General features: G+C 63.2%; 16 protein-coding genes. 9 read left to right on the forward strand and 7 right to left on the reverse strand.

What is annotated here, in order from left to right:
* Nucleotides 1-222: 222 nt before the first annotated feature.
* The 5 genes from O3303_RS19175 to O3303_RS19195 form a co-directional block, all read right to left on the reverse strand.
* Nucleotides 223-2,187, reverse strand: a complete 1,965-nt coding sequence (locus O3303_RS19175) for a DUF3857 domain-containing protein (protein WP_269559976.1) — start codon at nt 2,185-2,187, stop codon at nt 223-225.
* A complete protein-coding gene (locus tag O3303_RS19180) occupies nt 2,184-4,241 on the reverse strand; it encodes a DUF3857 and transglutaminase domain-containing protein (RefSeq protein WP_269559977.1) in 2,058 nt (685 codons plus the stop codon). Before O3303_RS19180 ends, O3303_RS19175 begins: the two co-directional genes overlap by 4 nt.
* Before the next feature lie 185 nt (nt 4,242-4,426).
* The gene (locus tag O3303_RS19185; protein ID WP_269559978.1) at nt 4,427-6,457 is read right to left on the reverse strand and encodes a DUF3858 domain-containing protein; all 2,031 of its coding nucleotides are present in this window, start codon (nt 6,455-6,457) and stop codon (nt 4,427-4,429) included.
* Nucleotides 6,458-6,586: 129 nt separating this feature from the next.
* Nucleotides 6,587-7,777, reverse strand: coding sequence for an MFS transporter (locus tag O3303_RS19190; RefSeq protein ID WP_269559979.1), 1,191 nt, complete (start codon nt 7,775-7,777; stop codon nt 6,587-6,589).
* A gap of 108 nt (nt 7,778-7,885) precedes the next feature.
* Entirely contained in the window at nt 7,886-9,451 is a 1,566-nt protein-coding gene (locus tag O3303_RS19195) for a hypothetical protein (protein WP_269559980.1), read from the reverse strand.
* A 164-nt stretch (nt 9,452-9,615) separates the two neighbouring features.
* Between O3303_RS19195 and O3303_RS19200 the strand changes: the two genes are divergently transcribed.
* The 8 genes from O3303_RS19200 to O3303_RS19235 all read left to right on the forward strand — a co-directional run bounded on the left by O3303_RS19200 (nt 9,616) and on the right by O3303_RS19235 (nt 15,567).
* Complete coding sequence (locus O3303_RS19200) at nt 9,616-11,496, forward strand: ABC transporter ATP-binding protein (protein WP_269559981.1); 1,881 nt, start codon at nt 9,616-9,618, stop codon at nt 11,494-11,496.
* A gap of 97 nt (nt 11,497-11,593) precedes the next feature.
* The gene (locus O3303_RS19205) at nt 11,594-12,292 is read left to right on the forward strand and encodes an SH3 domain-containing protein (protein WP_269559982.1); all 699 of its coding nucleotides are present in this window, start codon (nt 11,594-11,596) and stop codon (nt 12,290-12,292) included.
* 178 nt (nt 12,293-12,470) lie between these two features.
* A complete protein-coding gene (locus O3303_RS19210; protein ID WP_269559983.1) occupies nt 12,471-12,737 on the forward strand; it encodes an FUSC family protein in 267 nt (88 codons plus the stop codon).
* Nucleotides 12,738-12,836: 99 nt separating this feature from the next.
* Nucleotides 12,837-13,100 (forward strand): hypothetical protein, encoded by a 264-nt coding sequence (locus tag O3303_RS19215; RefSeq protein WP_269559984.1) that lies wholly within the window; start codon nt 12,837-12,839, stop codon nt 13,098-13,100.
* A 45-nt stretch (nt 13,101-13,145) separates the two neighbouring features.
* Nucleotides 13,146-13,604, forward strand: a complete 459-nt coding sequence (locus O3303_RS19220; protein WP_269559985.1) for a GNAT family N-acetyltransferase — start codon at nt 13,146-13,148, stop codon at nt 13,602-13,604.
* A 69-nt stretch (nt 13,605-13,673) separates the two neighbouring features.
* Nucleotides 13,674-14,243: a hypothetical protein gene (locus tag O3303_RS19225; RefSeq protein ID WP_269559986.1), complete on the forward strand. Its 570-nt coding sequence runs from the start codon at nt 13,674-13,676 to the stop codon at nt 14,241-14,243.
* Between the two features lie 35 nt (nt 14,244-14,278).
* Complete coding sequence (locus tag O3303_RS19230; protein WP_269559987.1) at nt 14,279-14,863, forward strand: hypothetical protein; 585 nt, start codon at nt 14,279-14,281, stop codon at nt 14,861-14,863.
* Nucleotides 14,864-14,967: 104 nt separating this feature from the next.
* Nucleotides 14,968-15,567: a DUF4136 domain-containing protein gene (locus O3303_RS19235; RefSeq protein ID WP_269559988.1), complete on the forward strand. Its 600-nt coding sequence runs from the start codon at nt 14,968-14,970 to the stop codon at nt 15,565-15,567.
* A gap of 122 nt (nt 15,568-15,689) precedes the next feature.
* Here O3303_RS19235 and O3303_RS22115 read toward each other — a convergent pair whose 3' ends face one another.
* Nucleotides 15,690-16,088: an XdhC family protein gene (locus O3303_RS22115; RefSeq protein ID WP_434086409.1), complete on the reverse strand. Its 399-nt coding sequence runs from the start codon at nt 16,086-16,088 to the stop codon at nt 15,690-15,692.
* Nucleotides 16,089-16,484: 396 nt separating this feature from the next.
* On the opposite strand from O3303_RS22115, the gene O3303_RS19245 reads away from it, so the two are divergent.
* A complete protein-coding gene (locus O3303_RS19245) occupies nt 16,485-17,240 on the forward strand; it encodes a TerC family protein (protein ID WP_269559990.1) in 756 nt (251 codons plus the stop codon).
* Between the two features lie 209 nt (nt 17,241-17,449).
* Here the strand turns inward: O3303_RS19245 and O3303_RS19250 are convergent, their stop codons facing one another.
* Nucleotides 17,450-18,367 carry a hypothetical protein gene (locus O3303_RS19250; RefSeq protein WP_269559991.1) on the reverse strand — a complete coding sequence of 306 codons (918 nt, stop codon included), beginning with the start codon at nt 18,365-18,367 and terminating at the stop codon, nt 17,450-17,452.
* Between the last annotated feature and the right edge of the window lie 56 nt (nt 18,368-18,423).

The raw sequence follows: 18,423 nt of genomic DNA on the forward strand, positions 1-18,423 counted from the left end.
TACTGGTTTTGCTGTAGGAGCAATGCGTTTGGACCGGGATTTTGCCCGGAAGCAGCCTCAATCAAATGCACGCTATCAGATCAGGCCTGTCAAGGCGTAACCAGCACGTAATTAGGATGATGAAAGCTGGTGGTATGCCTGGCCCTGCCCGTCCACGCAAAGCCAAAGGCCCGCCGGAACTACTTCCGGCGGGCCTTTGGTGTTGTAATGCGGCTGGTTGGATCAGGCGTCGGTTTTCACCAGCACCACCTGCGCCTTATCGGCCTGGCTGATGCGGCGGCGGAATTCCTGGTACGCCGGGTATTCTTCGCGGGCAAAGCGGGTGCGGGGCATCAGCAGGCGCCGCACATACAGCAGCGTGCCGTCGGGCAGGGCCTGCACCTGGCTGGAATAGGTGCCGAATGCCGTCGTGAGCTGCACCTGCGCCGGCAGACTTTCGGGCTTGAAGCCGGCCGGCACATGAATCCGGACGGTATCGGCGTAGCTGAACGCGTTGTCGAGCCAGATGGGCGTGCGCCGCTCGCCCACGGTGGCTGGCAGCGCGCCCCAGCGGCTGAGCAGGTTGGGCGTCAGAAAGGCCCGCTTACCCGACACCGAAGCCCAGCCCGGCAGCGTGAGGCCCAGGTTTTCGGTGAGTACCGGTACCGGCTGCTGCTGGTTGTGCTGGTAGCTGAGCTTGCTGATGCTGAAGCTGGCCAGCGGCAGATGCTCCGCCACGGCCTTTTTCTGGTCGGCCAGGTTCTGAGAGCCGGCCAGCCCTGCGTAGGCGTCCTGCTCCAGGCCCGAAAGGCGGGTCCGGATGCTGGCCGTGGCGCTGCCTTGGGCATCCATGTACACGTCGGCCAGCCGCTCGCGGCGGTTGTCGGCGGCCAAGTACTGGGGCGTGCGCACCAGCCGGCCGCCCTGGGGCGTCACGAGCAGCGCATGGCGGTTGCCGGTGAAGCTGCTCATGTAGCCGAACGGATTGGTCTGGCTGGTGCATTCCAGCCACACGGTGTCGGCCTTGGCGGCCTTGCTGAGCGGCACGCACAGCACCACATGGTTGAACTGCTGGCTGGGAAACTCCGTGCGGATGTCTTCCTCGTTGGCGCGCACCAACGCCGGAAAGGCCGTGACACCGGCCGTTTTCAGCAGCGCCTGGCAGTAGTTGGTCAGGGCCTTGCAGTCGCCGTAGCCGTTGGCGGCCACGCTGCTGGCCGGAAACGTCTGCCAGCCGCCAATACCCAGCTGCACCGAGATGTAGCGGGTGTTGGCCTGCAGCCACTCATATACTTTCCGGATGCGGGCCCGCTCATCGGTTTCGCCTTGCACCAAGGCCTGTACTTTGGTCTGCACGGCGGGCGGCAGCTCGTCGCGGCCGGTATTGAGCTGGTAGTTCCACAAACCCAGCGTCTGCCACGAGGTGAGAGTGCCCAGGTGGCCCTGCACCTCAAACTGCGTGGGAGCCGTGTACACCGCCGGCGTGGTTTCGCCCACAGGTGGCCCGTCGGGCTCGGCCTCCACGGCGGCCAGGTTGTGCACCTGCCACTCGTAGGTCTGTCCGGCCTCGGCTGTTGGGGTCTTTACGGCGGCGCCGCCGGCGGGCAGGGCGCGTTCCTGGTAGCGTAGCGCCAGGCCGGCGGGCATCAGCACCCGAAACGTGGCGTGCTCCACGGCCAGCTGCTCGTCGGGCTGGGGCTTCCAGGTGGAGTAGAAGAGCGTGTTGGTGGAGCTGATTTCGTACTCGAATTCCACGGTGTAGGGGTACACCGGCTGGCGCAGATCGGCAACACGGCCGCGGCCGTCGTTGGCCAGGCTGAAGCCGTCGGACAGGGAAATGTCCTTGATTTCCGACGCCTTTAGCGTGCGCAATACGTGGCCGTCGGCGGCATAGGCGGTGCCGCGCAGGTAGCTGATCGTGTTGAGCTGGTCGTAGTAGACCAGCTTGCGGGCGTAGTCGGCGCCGGCCTCGTCGAAGATGGTGACGGCCCGGCGCACGGTTTCCACGGTGCGTCCGGCGGACTTTACCACCAGCGTTTCATCGGCGCGGCGCACTACGGCGTGAGCGTTTTCGCGCAGCGCCGCTGCAATATCGGCTACGGGGTAGCTGGCGGGCGGGCCGGCCAACACGGGCTGCCCGGGCAGGCCGGCAGTCAGCAGCGCGCCCAGGCAGGCGGCTACGCGCGGGAAATTCAGGCGGTAGCTCACGATTTCTTCTTAAGAACAAGCTGCTCGGCCTGCTTGGCCACTACCAGCCGGTAGAACTCGCGCAGGCTCACGTATTCCTCGGCCGAGTACACGGCGCGGCTCAGGTTCAGGCGGCTCATGATCTGGATGGTGCCATCAGCGGCGGGCTGGGCCTGGAACAGGAAGCGGCCCCCGTTATCGGGCAAGCTCATGGCCGTGGGCTTGGGCAGCTCCTCCACCTCGTAGCCCGCGGGCAGCGTCAGGGTCATCACCAGGGTTTCGTCGACGGGGCAGCCGAAGTCCACCGGAAACTGGCGTGACTCGTGCACAAACGGGTTTTTGCTGTTGCCAAAGTGTTGCAGGGGCCGTAGGTACAGCAGGCCCGCCGGCGCATCGCCCCCGGCTGCCGTCAGCTCGTAGTCGAAGCTCAGGGCCTTGGCCAGCTCGTCGCGCTGGCCGAACTGGTACTTGTTCATGGTCCAGCCTTCGCGGCCGGTCAGCATGTCTTCCACAAACTTCTTTTCGCCTTTCTCCCGCAGCCGGTCGCGCTGGGCCGAGCCCGCGTAGCCGCCGTGCTCGGAGTGCACCTTGCCGGTGTAGCCGCCTTTCTCGTCCAGCACCAGCTGAATCTGCTGGTACTCGGTCAGGCGCTGCGAGGGCAGCAAACTCACCCACCGCGACTCCGCGGCGTTGGGCATAATCAGGCGGCCCTGGCCGTTGAGGCAACGCGTGGGCAGCATGCCGCAGGGCAGCAGCTCCTCAGTGGCGTCTACCAGCATTTCCTTGCCTTCGGGCAGCGGCACATGGGCCACCACGTAGTTGAAGCGCGAAAGCATGGGCGTGTAGTCGGCATTGACGGCGCCATGGTCGCGGGTGCTTACCAGCACGGGGTTGGCTTGGAAGCCGGCCTCGCGCAGGGCCGCAATCAGCAGCAGGTTCACGTCGGCGGCATTGCCGCGGTGCTGGTCGTAGGCTTTGCGCACCGATGCGGAGCTGTACTGGTCGCGGCCGTCGTACTTCACGGCTTTGCGCACCAGCGCGTGCACGGCCGCCACGCGGGCAGCCGGGTCCTTTTCCTGGGCCAGCAGCGGCGTCAGCTGGTCTTTCAGAAAGCCTGCCCGGCGCAACTGGGCGCCAAACCCGTCGGATGCCAGCAGCTCGTCGTTGATGCTCTGCCAGGTGCCGGCCACCGCCTTGTAGCCTTGGCCGGGCCATTGCAGGCCGGCCAGCTCAAAGTCGATGCGCGCCAGATGGTCGCGGGAGGACGTCATGAACGGCTCTTCGCGGAAGGCCGGCGCGTTCTGCACTGCCCAGCGGTGGTTGGTTACCTGGGCCGTTACGGTTTCGGAGCCGCCCGAGGTGCGGCCGCCGTTCAAGCCGGGTTCAATGGACGAACTCCAGCGCACCGTGTACTGGCCCTGGCCCTGCGGATGCTCGCTTGCGGCCAGCGGCAGGTAGCCCTGCATCAGCATCTTGTAGTCGAAATACTCCGGTACCTGGGCCCGGTACTCGCTCCAGCGCACCGGAATGGACTGCTGAAACTGCCAGTCCTGGAAATTGAACAGGAAGTCCGACACAACGGTGTAGCTGTACTCAATCACGGCGCCTTCGCGCACGTTGGGCAGCGTGAACTTGCGGGTGGTGGTGTTGGGCCCGGATTCCTCGCGGAAAGTGGAGGAGCTTTCCAGCTTTTCCTTCACCATCTCCCCGTTCACGAGGTTATAGGTGAAGCCCTTCAGGTTAGTGAGCTTTTCCTCGCTGTTGTTTTTGTGATACAGCGGCACCTCCACGGTAGCCCAGTCGTAGCCGGCCTTCTGCAGAATCTTGATGCGCGTAACCCGTTCAAACACGGTCTGGAACCCTTCGCCGGAAGCGCCCACCTCGAAGCGGGAGCGGCCGAAGTCGCAGAGCACCACCGCTTCGGCGGCACTGTCGGCCACGAAGTTTTTGGGGTCGAAGTCCTTGAGGTCGGGCTTGCCGAATTTGATGGGCTCGTTCTGGCCCAGGGCGGGCGCCGTGGCGGCGCTACCCAGCACTGCCAGCAGCAAAAGCCGGCGGAGTAAAGGTGTTAGCATGGTAAGCTATATAGAGAAAAAGTAAACGAAACGAGCACACAGCTCCTGCCCGCCGGCCGCGGGAAAAAGCAGATAAAAGGATAGTACTAGGTGGCAGGTAGGAGCGGAGCAGAATAACGGAATTATAAAGCTCCGCATTTTTAGAATATCGGCCAATATTCAGATGAAGAAATACTGAAGCGCGGCTATTTTCGGCTCAGCACCAGCATTTCGCCGCACTTGGCGGCGGCCCGCTGATGTAGCTCGCGCAGAGCGCCATACTCGGCCGGGCTGTACTCGGTGCGGCTGAGTTGCAGGCGGGCCATAAATTGCACGGTTTCTGGATTGAGCTGCGTTACCTGGTACTGAAACCGCCCCCCAGCGTTGGGCAGCGCCAGCACCACGCTGGCCGGCAGCTCCTGCACCGTGGTGCCCGGTGGCAGCGTGAGCGTCACGAGCGAGGTATACTCGTGGGGCATGGCGAAATCGACAGGGTAATGGCGGTCGGGGGCGCGAAACTGGTACGGAACCGCCCCCAGCAGCCGCATCACGGGCAAATACAGCAGCGTGGCCGGCGGGTTGTCGGGGGCGGGCAGGTGCAGGGCCATTTCCACGGCCACGGGTAGCTGCACCACATCGGGCAGCGCCAGCGTGGGCGGCGCAGGCTGCCAGTCGGCCCACTGCCGGCGCAGGATGGCCAGGTAGTCGGCCGCCGAATTCTGGCGGATACGCCGCCGCGCCTCCAGACCGGCATACCCGTCGTATTCCAGCTTCAGGCTGCCTTCGATGGCCCCTTGCTCCGTGAGGTGCAGTTTAGCGGTGCGGAATTCCAGGTAGCGCGCCGCCGGCTTGATGGTAAGCCAGCGGCCGGTAGCATTGGCCAGGCAGCCCGCGCCGTTGAGGCAGCGCTCGGGCAGCATCCCGGCCGGCAGCTCGGGCTCGGTGGCATCCAGCAGCAGGTCGGTGCTGTCGGGTAGTTGCACGTGGGCGGCCACGTAGTTGAACTGCGAGAGGGCCGGCACCAGCTGCTGCATCTGGCCGTGGCTGCGGGTGCTCAGCAGCAGCGGCGTGGCAGTCAGGCCGGCGGCGCGCAAAGTGCTAACCAGGAGTAGATTGAGGTCGGCGGAGTTGCCGAGGCGCTGCTCCAGCGTGCGGCGCAGGGGCTGCGAGCCAAACAGGTCAATTTTGCCGTTGTGCTTCACGGTGCGCTGCACCAGGGCCAGCACGGCGGCCGCCCGGTCCTTGGGGGCTTCGTGCTGCCGGTACAGCGCTTCGGCTTCGGCTGCCAGCGGCGAACGGCTGCCAAGCAGCTGGCCGAATTGCTCTTCCTTCTGCAGCAGCTGCCAAAGGGCGGGCCATTTGCCCGTCATATCGTGGTAGTCGCGGCCGGTGAAATCGGTGCCGGCCAGCTCGAAATGCACGCTGCGCATGTAGTCGTGGGGCGTGGTCAGGAAGGGCTCGGTCCGGAACGCCGGCACGTCCTTCATCACCCAGCGCAGCAGCAGCGCATAGGCCGATATGCGGCTCTCCTGACCGGGCGCCAGCCCCGTGGTACCGGCGGTGTAGGTGGTGGAATACGGCACCACCGTTTCCTCTTTCACGGCAAACGGCAGGTAGCCGTTGGTGATGGTTTTGTACTGATAGAACTGCGGCAGCGTGGCCCGGTACTCGCTCCAGCGCACCGGAATGGTATGCTCGAACTGCCAGTCCTGGAGGTTGAAGATGAAGTCGGAGGTGATGGTGTAGCTGAACTCCACAATGGCACCTTCCCGCACCGCCGGCATCGTAAATGACATCTGCACGTGGTTTTTGTCGAGCTGCTCGCGGAAGGTGGGGTCGGCGGCCAGCTTGGTCTGCACCACCCGGCCATCCTGCAGGTTGTAGGTGCTGCCTTTAACATTGGTCAGGCGCTCGTAACGGCCGTCGCGGGTGTAGAGTGGCACGCGCACAGTGGCGTAGTCGTAGCCGGCTTTGCGGTGAATCTGCAGGCGTGTGGTGCGTTCGAACACCACCTGAAACTGGTCGCGGCTGCCCACGATGCGGGAGGTGCCATAGTCGCAGAGATACTCGGCCACGGCGGCGGCAGTATCGGAAGCGGCCGGCGCCGGCACGAAATCGGCGGGCCCGACGCTGCCGAACTTGATGGGTGGAGCTGGGGCTTTCTGGGCGCTGAGCGGCCCGGCCAGCAGCAAACTCAGGCAGAGTAAGGCCGCGTAGCGGATTACGAATAAGAGCATTAGATAAGAGTAGAATAAGAATACAAAGCGGCCTGATTGCCGATAGCACTATTGTACTCTCCAAATATAGCAGGCCGATTTACCTAAGCCAAAGGAAGTGTGGTTTGCCCGGAATAATTGCGCCCGGCTCTATGCCACCGGCTGCTTGGCCCGCACGCCCACCAGCAGATATACTAGTGCCCCCAGCACCAGCACGAGGCTCATGGCGTGCACGTAGGGCAGGCGCGAAAGCTGGTTGCTGAACAGCCAGCCGCCCAGCAGCGCGCCCAGCCCGATGCCGGCTTCCAGGGCAATGTACATAGTGGCCACGGCCCGCCCGCGCCGCTCCGGGTGGCTCAGGTCGATGGTCCAGGCGTAGAGCGTGGGTGACAGCAGGCCCGTAGCAAACCCAAACAGCACCGCCGCGCCCAGAAACAGCGGCACCGAGTGCTCCACCAGCGTCATCAGCCCCAACGACACGGCCAGCAGCGCCGACGACCAGCGCAGCACCGGCACCCGGCCGTAGGTGTCGGAGGCGCGGCCGGCCAGCAGGCGCACCACCAGCGAAGCCAGCGTGTAGCAAGTATAGAACAGGCCCTTGCTGCTGCCGGCCAAACCCAGCGCCTCGCTCTGGTCGGGCACCACCGTCAGGATAGCCCCGAACGGAAACAAACACAGCAGCGTCACGACGGCCGGGGCCATCACCTGCGGCTCCAGGATTTCGCCCCAGTTCAGGCGCAGCAAGCTCCAGCTGAATTTCTGGCGCTGGGCCTGGGGCAGGGTTTCGGTCATGGTGCCCTGCACCGCCAGACTCAGCAGCGCCAGCCCCGACGAGCAGTAGAACAGCGTGTTGAGCGAGGTAGCGGCCGTGATGAGCGGCCCCAGGGCGGGGCCGGCCGCCATGCCCAGCGAGCCCGCCACGCCCAGCAGGCCCATAGCCTCTCCGCGTCGTTCCAGCGGAATGATGTCGGCGATGAAGGCGGCGGTGCCGGTGGGCTTGAAGCCGGTGCTGAAGCCGTGCAGCAGCCGCAGCCCCAGGAAGCCCGCCACGGTGGTGGTCCAGGGATAAAAGAAGCCGCAAATGAAGCACACCAGCGAGCCGAACACCATCACCGGAATGCGGCCCACGGTGTCGGCGAGCTTGCCGCTGAACGGGCGTGAGAGGCCGGCCGTGAGCGTAAACAGGGCAATGATGAAGCCCTTGTAGTCGCCGCCGCCCAGCCGCGTGAGGTACGCGGGCAGCTCGGGCAGCAGCATGTTGAAGCTCATGAAAAAGAAGAACGACGACAGGCACATCAGCCAGAAGCCGGCGCTATAAGTACGGGGAGTGGTAGCGGGCATGGGCGGCAAAGGTACGGCCTGGGCGCGGGTGCGCCGCCTGCCTGGCTGGTATTCGGGCTTCGGAAGCCAGCTGAGTTACCTCCGCTCTACCCCGGCCGTTACTACCAGCTACAGGTCCCCGGTCGGCGAAACCAGCGAATCCATCATTTCGGTGGCTTCGTCGGTGGGCGCCGGCAGTGGCTGCGGCTCGGTGACGAGCTGCTCCAGTTCCTCCGCGGCAATAAGGGAGTCGGCGGTGGCGGCCTCGGCTGGGGTCAGCCGGATGGTATCGGGCCGGATGTCGGACAGGGTAGGAGCGGCGGCTTCCTCGTTGCCATCGGTCTGGCTGGCGCGGCGCGTATCCGCCGGGGCCGCGGTGGGTTTGCGCAACAGCGCCGGCAGCTGCGTCGCGCCCCAGATACCAGCCCCGGCCAGCAGCGCCACCGCTCCGGCCAGCAACACCCGCGGCCACTGTAGCCGCCACGACGTACCCGTCGTTGGGCGGCGAGGTGCCGCGGGCTGCCGGGCTGCCAGGCGTGTCGCGGGCGCCGCTGCCTGGGCCGGTGCGGGGGCATTGCTGGCAGCCATTAGTGAAGCAGACAGTGGAGCCGTCGGGGCAGCGGGCGGTGGAGTAGGGGCCGGCCGGGCCTGCAGCTGCTGGAGCTGCTGGCTGAGCTGCCGGATTCGGTCGTCCAGGTCGCGGTTGCGGGCCTCCGATTCGGTGCGGGACGTCCGGATGGCTTCTTCTAACGCGGCTTTTTCGCGGGCTTCGGCGGCCAGCTGGGCCTGCAGGCGGGCGGTTTCCGGGGCGGCAGCAGAGGCCTCGGTCAGCTGCTGCCGAAGCTGGGCAATGGTCTGGTCGCGAGCAGCTTCGCGGGTCTGCAGGGCCTGGGTCTGCTCCGTCACCTCGGCCCGGATCTGCTGCCGGATCTGTTCCAGCCGGGCTTTCTCCTGCTGGCTGTCGGCCAGGGTTTCGGCAACGGTTGGCGGCGCGGCGGCGCTGTACGGCGGGTCGGCGGGCACGTCTTCGGCCCCCAGCCAGCGCCAGAGCTGCCGCGCTTTGCGGGTTAGCAGGTCGTCGTTGTCGTCGTCGGCTTCCGGCGCGCTTTCCTCCGGCAAATCATCCGGCTGCAGCAGCGCCGTGGCCCAGGCATCGAGCGTGTCATTCGGCAGCCACTGCGACTTCTCCGCCGGCATCTGCTGAAAGTCCCGGAGCACTGATTGCGGCTGGCGCACCAACTGAAACCGGTCTTCGGTGGGCAACTGGTGCAATTGCTCTTCCAGCTCGGCCGTGAGATGCAGAACGTCCTGGAAAACGGCCATAGCGCCGATGGTTTCGGGCGCAATAGCCGGCAACAGCGGCTGCCCTGCCAGCCAGGCCGCCAGTGCCGGGCGTTGCCGCTGCAGCTGCTGGTACGGGTTGTCGGAACCCACGAAACCGGGAATCGGCTGGCCGTCGAGCAGCCACGGGCCACGCGTCGGATTATCGCCGCTGAGGTGCCGGCCGCCGGGCAGCAGCTGCAACACAGCCACGCCCCGGGGCATCAGCAGCACGGCATCCAGCAGCTCGTCTTCCAGGGCCAGGTTCAGCAGCAGCACGCCTTCGTCGAACGCCGAGAAGCTTTCCTGCAGGGCCTCGGCGCGGGCTTCAGCTGCCGGGCTGGCGTAGGGTTCAAATAGAAGACTGTGCAGCATAGCAACCAAAGAAACGACGAAAAACGGCGTAAAAGTACAGGGTGGCCGGTTTCGGCTATACGGCACGAGTGGAGTGCGACCGGCCGGCGCCGCAAAGCCCGCCCGGTGGCTGCCAAAACGGCCGCCGCCGCACTCCGGCCCGAAGTGTGCCGTACACCGGTTATATGGCTCGTTCTGACTCTTTCTTTTCCACGATTTCCGCCAAAAAGCCCCGCCCCGACGGTAAGCCGGCCCTCACGGTGCGCGAACGGTTTTCGGCCCTCAAAAACCTGCCGGCCTTCCTGCGCCTGATCTGGCAGACCAGCCCGGCGCTGGCCCTCGGCAACATGGCGCTGCGCCTGCTGCGGGCCGCCCTGCCGGTGGCCATGCTGTACGTGGGCCAGCTGATTCTCGACAGCGTGGTGCAGCTCAGCCGTCAGCCCGCCGAGGCGCGGCAGCTTACGCCGGTGCTTACGCTGGTGGCGCTGGAGTTTGGGCTGGCCGTCTTCTCCGACGTGCTGGGCCGTGGTGTGGCCCTGCTGGATTCGCTGCTCGGCGACCTGTTCGCCAACCAAAGCTCTATCCGGCTGATGCAGCACGCCGCCGAGCTGGACCTCGACCAGTTCGAGGACAGCGCCTTCTATGACAAGCTGGAGCGGGCGCGCCGCCAGACTCTGTCGCGCACCGTGCTTATGTCGCAGGTGCTCAGCCAGGCCCAGGATTTCATTACGATGGGCTTTCTGGCCGTGGGCCTCACGGCCTTCAACCCCTGGCTGCTGCTGCTGCTCTTAGTGGCGGTGGTGCCGGCGTTTCTGGGCGAAAGCCACTTCAACGAGCGTAGCTACTCGCTGGTGCACGGCTGGACGCCCGAGCGGCGCGAGCTGGACTACCTGCGCCAGACCGGCGCCTCCGACGAAACGGCCAAGGAAGTGAAGATCTTCGGGCTCTCAGGCTTTCTCATCGACCGGTTTCGCACGCTCTCCGACGACTTCTACCTTAAGAACAAGGACCTCGTGATTCGGCGGGCGGGCTGGGGCGCGTTTTTCGCGGCGGTGGGCGCGGCTGGCTACTACGCGGCCTACGTCTACATCATCAGCGAAACGGTGCGCGGGCGCGTCAGCATCGGGCAGCTTACGTTTCTGGCGGGCTCGTTTGCCCGGATGCGCGGTCTGCTGGAAGGCATTCTGAGCCGGTTCAGCGCGGTGGCCGAGGGGGCACTGTACCTGCAGGATTTCTTTGATTTCTTCCGGCTAAAGCCCCGCATCATCCGCGCCGACGATGCGCGTACGGTGCGGCCGTTTCCGCGGCCTATTCAGCAGGGGTTTCAGTTTGAAAACGTGGGCTTCAAGTACCGCAACGCCGAGAAATGGGCCCTGCGCAACCTCAGCTTCCAGCTGCAGGCCGGCGAAAAGCTGGCCCTGGTGGGCGAAAACGGCGCCGGCAAAACCACGCTCGTCAAGCTGCTGGCCCGCCTCTACGACCCTACCGAAGGCCGCATCCTGCTCGATGGCCATGACCTGCGCGAGTACGACCCGGCCGAGCTGCGCCAGGAAATCGGGGTGATTTTCCAGGACTTTGTGCGCTTCCAGCTGCCGGCCGGCCAGAACCTGGCGGTGGGCCGCATTGAGGAGCAGGGCAACCAGCCCCGCATTGAGCAGGCCGCCCGGCAAAGCCTCGCTGACTCGGTCATTGCCAAGCTGCCCGGCGGCTACGAGCAGATGATTGGCCGCCGCTTCAACGGCGGCGTGGACCTGAGCGGCGGCGAGTGGCAGAAGATTGCCCTTGGCCGCGCCTACATGCGCGACGCCCAGCTGCTCATCCTCGACGAGCCCACCGCCGCCCTCGACGCCCGCGCCGAGTACGAGGTGTTCCAGCGCTTCAAGGAATTGACGCAGGGCAAAACCGCCGTGCTCATCAGCCACCGCTTCAGCACTGTGCGCATGGCCGACCGGATTCTGGTTATCGAAAACGGGCAGTTCCAGGAAATCGGGAGCCACGAGGAGCTGCTGGCCAAAGGCGGCCGCTACGCCGAGCTGTTCCGGCTGCAGGCCGCCGGGTATCAGTAGGATGATGCTTTCGATTCGGTTGGCTACCTTGGCGGCCTGACTGCCTGCTGCAAAGGCGGACAGGTCAGAGGGTAACTCATTATTTCATAGATGGATTATGAAAAAAACAGTGCTTGCTGCAATAGGTGCCTTTATGCTGCTGGGAGCCAGTTCCAGTACCTCATCCGCTAGCAAGGAAAGGCGCTACGTAATCAATGTGTCGGGGGCGGTACTGCATAAGCAACCGTCCTTTAAATCGGCCACAGTGCGGACTATCCCCGTTGGGTCTGCGGTGGAAATTCAGGAAACCTTAGCTTCTACCGTTACCCAACCGATAAGTGCCGGTTTTGGGTTGCCAGGCAGGTGGATGAAGGTGACTACGCCCTCCTCTGCTGGGTACATTTTCAGCGCCGACCTAACCGCAATAAGGCCGGTAATTGAAAAAGGAATAGACGGATTGCGGCACATAAATCTTCTGGGTGCTAAAAAAGGTACCCGCGAAGAACACCCAAAAACCGGCGAGCTGCGCACCATCACGGAGTACGCTAACAGCACCTATGTCTACACTTCCTTCGATAGCTGTTTCGACCATGACTACACCTTCAGAAAGCTTGCGCTGCACGAAGTCTATCACCAGATGATAAACAGCTATTCCGGCTATGACGGCCAGAAGCTGGTGCAGCCTACGCTGATTTCCAGGAAAGGAAATGTCTACACCTTCACTTGCGGATTTGGCAGCAGTGACGCTGCCCAGGAACTGAAGCTCACCGTCAACAAAAACGGTAGCATCGTTATTTCTTCCTACGACTGCACCTGACAATAGTCAGTGGTTGTCGGGGCTGTTGTGGATTGGCGAAGTCGGGGAATGTGGGTAAGTTTCGGCAAGCGTGCCGGTAGCAGGTTGCTTGCCAAACCTGGGGCGGCATGTGTTGCGGCAACACGGCTGTTAGCAGCACCAGCTGACTGCACATTTTAACACCAAGCGTCAAACATATATGTCGGCCCAGGAAGATTACTCGAAGCTCACGCTCCAAGAATTGTTGGGTGAGGAAAAAAAGCTCAAGCGAAATGAAATCTTCGCCGCTGCAAGCATAGGCTTTCTGGTGGGGGTTATGGTGTATGGGGTCGTGAGAAACGGGTTTGGCTTTCTGTATGTCGCAATTCCTCTGGCTATGATAGTGGGGATTTACCGGAATTCGCAAAGTCAGAAACAGGTGCTGCAGCAGGTCCGGGCGGAAATCAGCCTCCGAAACCGGGGATAGTGCAGGCTGTATATTGCGCAGCAGCCAGGGCGCAGACCGGCGGCAGGCATGAACGGTCTGTGAGTTTACCTGACTCTCTGAACTTCCACGAGAAATCAAATGGCGAAAAACAGTATCAGCGGAGACCTCGCGCAGCTTAGCCTAGCAGAGCTTCACTCCAGAAAAAACAAGCTAAAAGGGGCAATTATCGGCCTCGGAATTGTGATGGTCGTGGCCCTGATTATTGTGCTGTATGTAGTGCTGCACAATAAGATGTATGCCTTGCTGGCTACTTTGCCGGCCATGTTTCTCTCGCTGATGCCTAGCGTTATCGTGCTGAATAAGATAAACCGGGAAATACACGCCCGCCCGCCAGTCCAGTAGCTACCAGCGCCGCCGCCTCAAACGGCGCCGAACCGACCTCCGGGTATGACAACCACTTATCTATTCCACCCGGATATTTCCACTGAAGCACAGGCCACTATTGTCGCGCTGCTGGCCACTGCCCTGCAAAGCCCGGCCGCCGAGTTGCTCGCCGACCTTCGCTACCAGCAGCAGCGCCAGCCGGTGCAGGCGTGGCTGGCCCTGGCCGATGGCAACGTGGTCGGCTGCAAGCTGGGCTACGAGCGCCAGCCGGGCCACTACTACAGCTGGCTGGGCGGCGTCCACCCCGATTTCCGGGGCCAGGGCGTTGCCGCCGAGTTGATGCGCCGCCAGCACGCGTGGTGCCAGGCGCAGGGCTACCGCGCCGTGCGCACCCACACCTACAACCGCTGGCGCGCCATGCTCCTGCTTAACCTGCGCCACGGCTTCGACATCATCGGCACCATTCAGGGCCCCCGTGGGCTGACGATTGTGCTGGAAAAGGAGCTGGCGGCCGAGCTGTAATACCGGTTTCAGACTTGCAACCTATTGTAGCAGGTAAGTATCATAGTAATGAATACAAATCTATTGGATATGAAAAAGCTACTGCTGTGTGCTCTGGTGATAGTCGGGCTGCCGGCCTGTGATACATGTGGGCCCTTTGAGCGACAGTATTTCGATGTAATAGGGCTGTCGGCGGTGGCGCTGCGGCAGGCGGCAGGCACTACGGCGCAGGTGCTTACGGCCGGCCAGGCCTCGCCCGTAGCCGAGCTGAAACTGCTGCTCAACCCCGATACCCGGCTCTACAGCGCCGCTCCGGCCCGCACCGGCGGCTTCGCGGCCGTGGCCTGCGACCCGGCTGACCCTACCTACACGGAGATGATTGATTCCATCAGGGTGACCAGCCGCTACGATTTCGACGCGCAGCACCCGGCCGGCACCTCGCTCAACGACTTATTGCTTCTCGACAACGGCTATGGGCGCATCATGACACTAAACGAGCTTCTACTCATGCCGCAGTCTGTGCCCGTGCTCACGCGGCGCAACCTGCAGTTCAGCCAGACCCCAACAAGCTCGGTCACGCAGCAATTTCGAGTGCGCTACCATCAAACCAACGGCGAAGTGTACACCGCCGAAACGGTGCCGGTAACGATTCAGCCCTGATCGGCCGCCAGTACATCAACGGTTATTCCCGAACCATGAGAAAGCACCTGAGCCTGCTGCTTCTGGCATGTAGTGGACTGCCTGCCGGGGCGTTGCTGCTCAGCTGTGCCGACGAAGAGGCCTGCGGCTACGACAACGTGCCGCGTTATTATAGCACGCAGGCAGTGGAGTTGGCAGCCAGCAGCCAGCGCACGGGCCAAGTCCTGGCGGCCAACGAGCCGGTGGCCGCCGCTGATTTGCTGCTGGCTGTGCGACTTCAGAAAACCTACTATGGCCACCAGCCATCCAGGCGCCGGCACCTGCTGCCCGCAGCCTACGCCTGCCCGCCCATGCCGGCGCCCGGCTATCTGGGCACGCTGCAGCGGCTCGACTCCGTGGTGGTGCGCAGCCGCTACGCCTACGACGCGCAGCATCCGGCCGGGGCCTCCCTCAATGACCTGCTGCTGGAAACGGGCACCGGCCAGCCGCTGTCGGCCCGCGCCAGCCGAAGCACCGAGCCGCAGCTGCAGCTACGGGTGCCGCCTGCCGCCGCCGGCGCTCAGCAATTTGTAGTGCGCTACCGTTTCGCGGATGGTACGGTGTACACTGCACAAACGACGGTGCTGCAGCTGAGCCGCTGACGCAACGCCAAAATTTTGTACGTCTCCTTCTTTCTGATTATCAAGACGTAACCTGCCCCAAGTTTCGTAACTTGAAAATGGTGTCACCCATTTCTACGTTACGCATGAAACCAACTCTTACGCTACTGGGAATGGGCCTGGCCATGGCACTTTCCGGCTGCTTTGCCGCCCGCCAGGCCCGCATCGATTCTGATTACAGCTACACCGGCAACTTCCGCCGCTACCGCACCTACGAATTCGTGACCGGCGACGGCCTGTCGGCCGACTCCAGCCGGCTGGGAGAAGCCGTCCGCGACGCCATTCGCACGCGCCTCAAGGTGCAGGGCTACAAGTCCAATAAGCGCCGCCCCGATCTGCTGGTGAACTTTCGCGTGTTTGAAGGCGACATGAAATTCCGGGGCTACCTGCAGGAAGATATCAGCCGCTGGGTGAAGGAGGAAAAGGTGGAGGACGAGGAAACGCCCACCGACAACCGGCAGGGTTACCAGCCCCAGCGCATCCTGCTGGCCGAAGGCACCTTGCTCATCACCCTCATCGACAACCGCACCAACCGCGCCGTCTGGAACGGCTACGCCTCGGGCGTTACGGTGCCCAACGGCCCCCAGGGCGAGCTGGTGCTGCGCCGCTCCGTGCGCTCCATCTTCGACCAGTACCGCGTCTTCACCGAAGGCTACCTCGAAGGCAGCCAGATGACGGAGAATTAGGTTGAAAACGACAACATAAGAACGTCATTTCGAGCGGAGCGAGGAATCTCGCTGGAGTAGTAATTCTACCAAACTAGCGAGATTCCTCGCTCTGCTCAGAATGACGTTCTGCTATCAGCACCTCAACCGCCATTCCGCGCCTGAATCAGCTCGGCGGCTACGCTGATGGCTATTTCCTCGGGTGTGCGACTACGGATGGGCAGGCCGATGGGGGCATGTATGCGGCTCAGCGCTGTTTCGTCGAAACTGGCGGCGCGCAGCTCTGCAGCAGGTGCGCTATTTTGGCCGTGCTGCCCATCAGGCTCAGGTAGCGCACCGGGTGGTGCAGCGGCTGGCGCACCGCTACCGCGTCGGTCCGGTAGCCTACGATCATAATTATACTGGTGCGGGCCTGCCGGCACTTCGCGGGCCAGCTGTTCATAGGGCACCGTGCGGTTATGATGGGCGTAGTGGTTGCGGAGCTGGGTGGGCAGCCCGGGCCTATAGTAGAGCACGGTCAGGCCGAAATCCAGCGTGCTCATCACCCGCGACAGGGCCAGCGCCACGTGCCCGCCCCCCCCCCCCGATGGTGAGCTGGTCGTGGAAGCCCAGGCGCTCCACGTAGTGCCAGTCGGGGCCGGGGCGGTACTGGGTGTCGGCAGTGGCCGGCCGCCGGCTCAGTGGTCCGGGTGAGCTGGTCGTTGAGGAGAAATTCAAGCATAATCGGGGGATTTTCTGGAGCTGGGCAGACAAGACACACAGGTTTAGCTGTTTTTATGGCCCTCAGCGCTCAGATCCTATACTACATTATCCATTGGATTAATGGTCCTGAAAGCCAATCAGGGCCATTGTCAGGGCGGCGCCGGGCCAATAGCGGGCAGGTGTGCAGCTAGGCCGAAACCCGGCTTTGGCCGGAGTCGTTATCTTGCCCAACCGGCATGAACGTACACCTGCAGCAAATCCTCGACAATCCCCTGGCCGCGCTGGCCATTGTGGGCAATCTGGTCATCATCGAAAGCCTGCTTTCCGTGGACAACGCGGCCGTACTGGCCACGATGGTCGGCGACCTGCCCAAGGAGCAGCGGCAGAAGGCCCTGCGCTACGGCATCATCGGGGCCTATGTGTTCCGGGGCGTGTGCATCCTGTTTGCCTCGTTCCTGATTGAGTTCTGGTACCTCAAGCCTCTTGGCGGCCTCTACCTGCTCTACTTGGCCTACGACCATTTCCGGGGCCACGCTGCTGCCGACGACGGCCCCGACAAGCGCCAGAGCTTGGTGTACCGCTACACGCTGGGGCTGCTGGGGCCGTTCTGGGCCACGGTGGCCCTGATTGAGCTGATGGATCTGGCCTTTTCCATCGACAACGTGTTTGCCGTGGTGGCCTTCACCGACAACCTGATTCTGATCTGTACCGGCGTGTTTATCGGCATTCTGGCCATGCGGCTGGTGGCGCAGGCATTCGTGCTGCTGATGGCCAAATACCCGTTCCTCGAAACGGCCGCCTTCGTGGTTATTGCGCTGCTGGGTTTGAAGCTGCTGCTGTCGTTGGTGGAGCATTTCCAGCCGGAGTCCGCGTTCAGCCGCTTCCTGGGCAGCGAGGCCGCCGACGCTGGCCTGACCGTGCTGACGGTAGCTGTCTTTGCGGTGCCGCTGCTGGCGTCGTGGCTGAAAACCAAGCGTAGTATCCCGCGGTAGCCAACTGTTTTACAGCAGGAAGCTGTAAGAACGATGTAGAGACGCAATACTTTGCTTCTCGTCGTTGAACGATAACGACCACGCCGTTTGAACAAACAACATCAGCAACGACGAGACGCAAAGTATTGCGTCTCTACATCTTTTACGGCTAATGCAAACGGCCTGGTAGCTCATTAGCTACCAGGCCGTTTGCTTAAGTCACGTTGCCGCTACCGGCGGCTGTTGGGCACGCGGAACTGCACGCCCACGCTGGGCACGAACGTGAAGCCGCTGAGCTTGCCGGTGGCATTGTTGAGTAGCTGATAGGTGCCGTAGTTCTGGTAGTACACGCCCATCGAGGGCAGAAAGTACACGTAGCGGTAGCCAATTTTGGCGCTGGCAAACGCCCCGAACGAGTTGTAGCTCACGCGCTGCTCGGGCAGGCTGGGCACAATGCCGCTTGGGGTGTACACTCGGTCGGTGTTGAAGCCGTAGCGCAGGAAGGAGCGCGAGTATACCAGGCCGTAGGAAAACGCCCCGATTTCCTCTTCCGGCCCGAAGGAGTGGCTGATAACCAGCGGCACAATCAGGTCTTTGCGTGAGGCGCTGAAGCCCAGGACGTCGGAAATATTACTCAGGTACGGGATGCTCGGAAGCTTGGCGCGCTGGGTGGCAAACTGCAGCCCGATGCTGCCATACGTGGCGCCCGCCGCGCCCTGGGGCCGTTCCGGCGTGCCGGTGGGGCCCATAAACTGGTACATGGCATCGAAGATGTGCGAGCCGAAAGCGTACTTGTAGCCTACGTCGAATCGGTCGTAGATGCCGTAGCGCAGGTAGAGGTCGGGGGAGGCGCGCAGCGGGTCGAGGGTGTAGGCCAGGGCCGCCAGCTGCAGGTTGTCGATGGTGCGGGAGTAGCCGACGGTGTCTTTGTTGCCAACGGCTTCGGCGGCCGATTTCAGCGTGGCGCCCGTTTGGCTGATGGTTTCGGAGGCAATGTTGAACGACACGTTGCCGCCGCCCCGAAACTCGCCGCGCGGCGTCACCTTGCCAGTGCTGATGATGTTGCGCGGAGCCGAGCAAGACGCGGCCAGCAGCGACGTAGCGGCCGCCAGGGCCAGGGCAGGACGGGAAAAGGCAAGGCGTTTCATACGCAGGCAGAAGAAAGCAGATGAGGAGAGAAGCGGCGGCGCAACGGCCAAAACCG

This window comes from Hymenobacter canadensis (assembly GCF_027359925.1).
Taxonomy (GTDB): Bacteria; Bacteroidota; Bacteroidia; order Cytophagales; family Hymenobacteraceae; genus Hymenobacter; species Hymenobacter canadensis.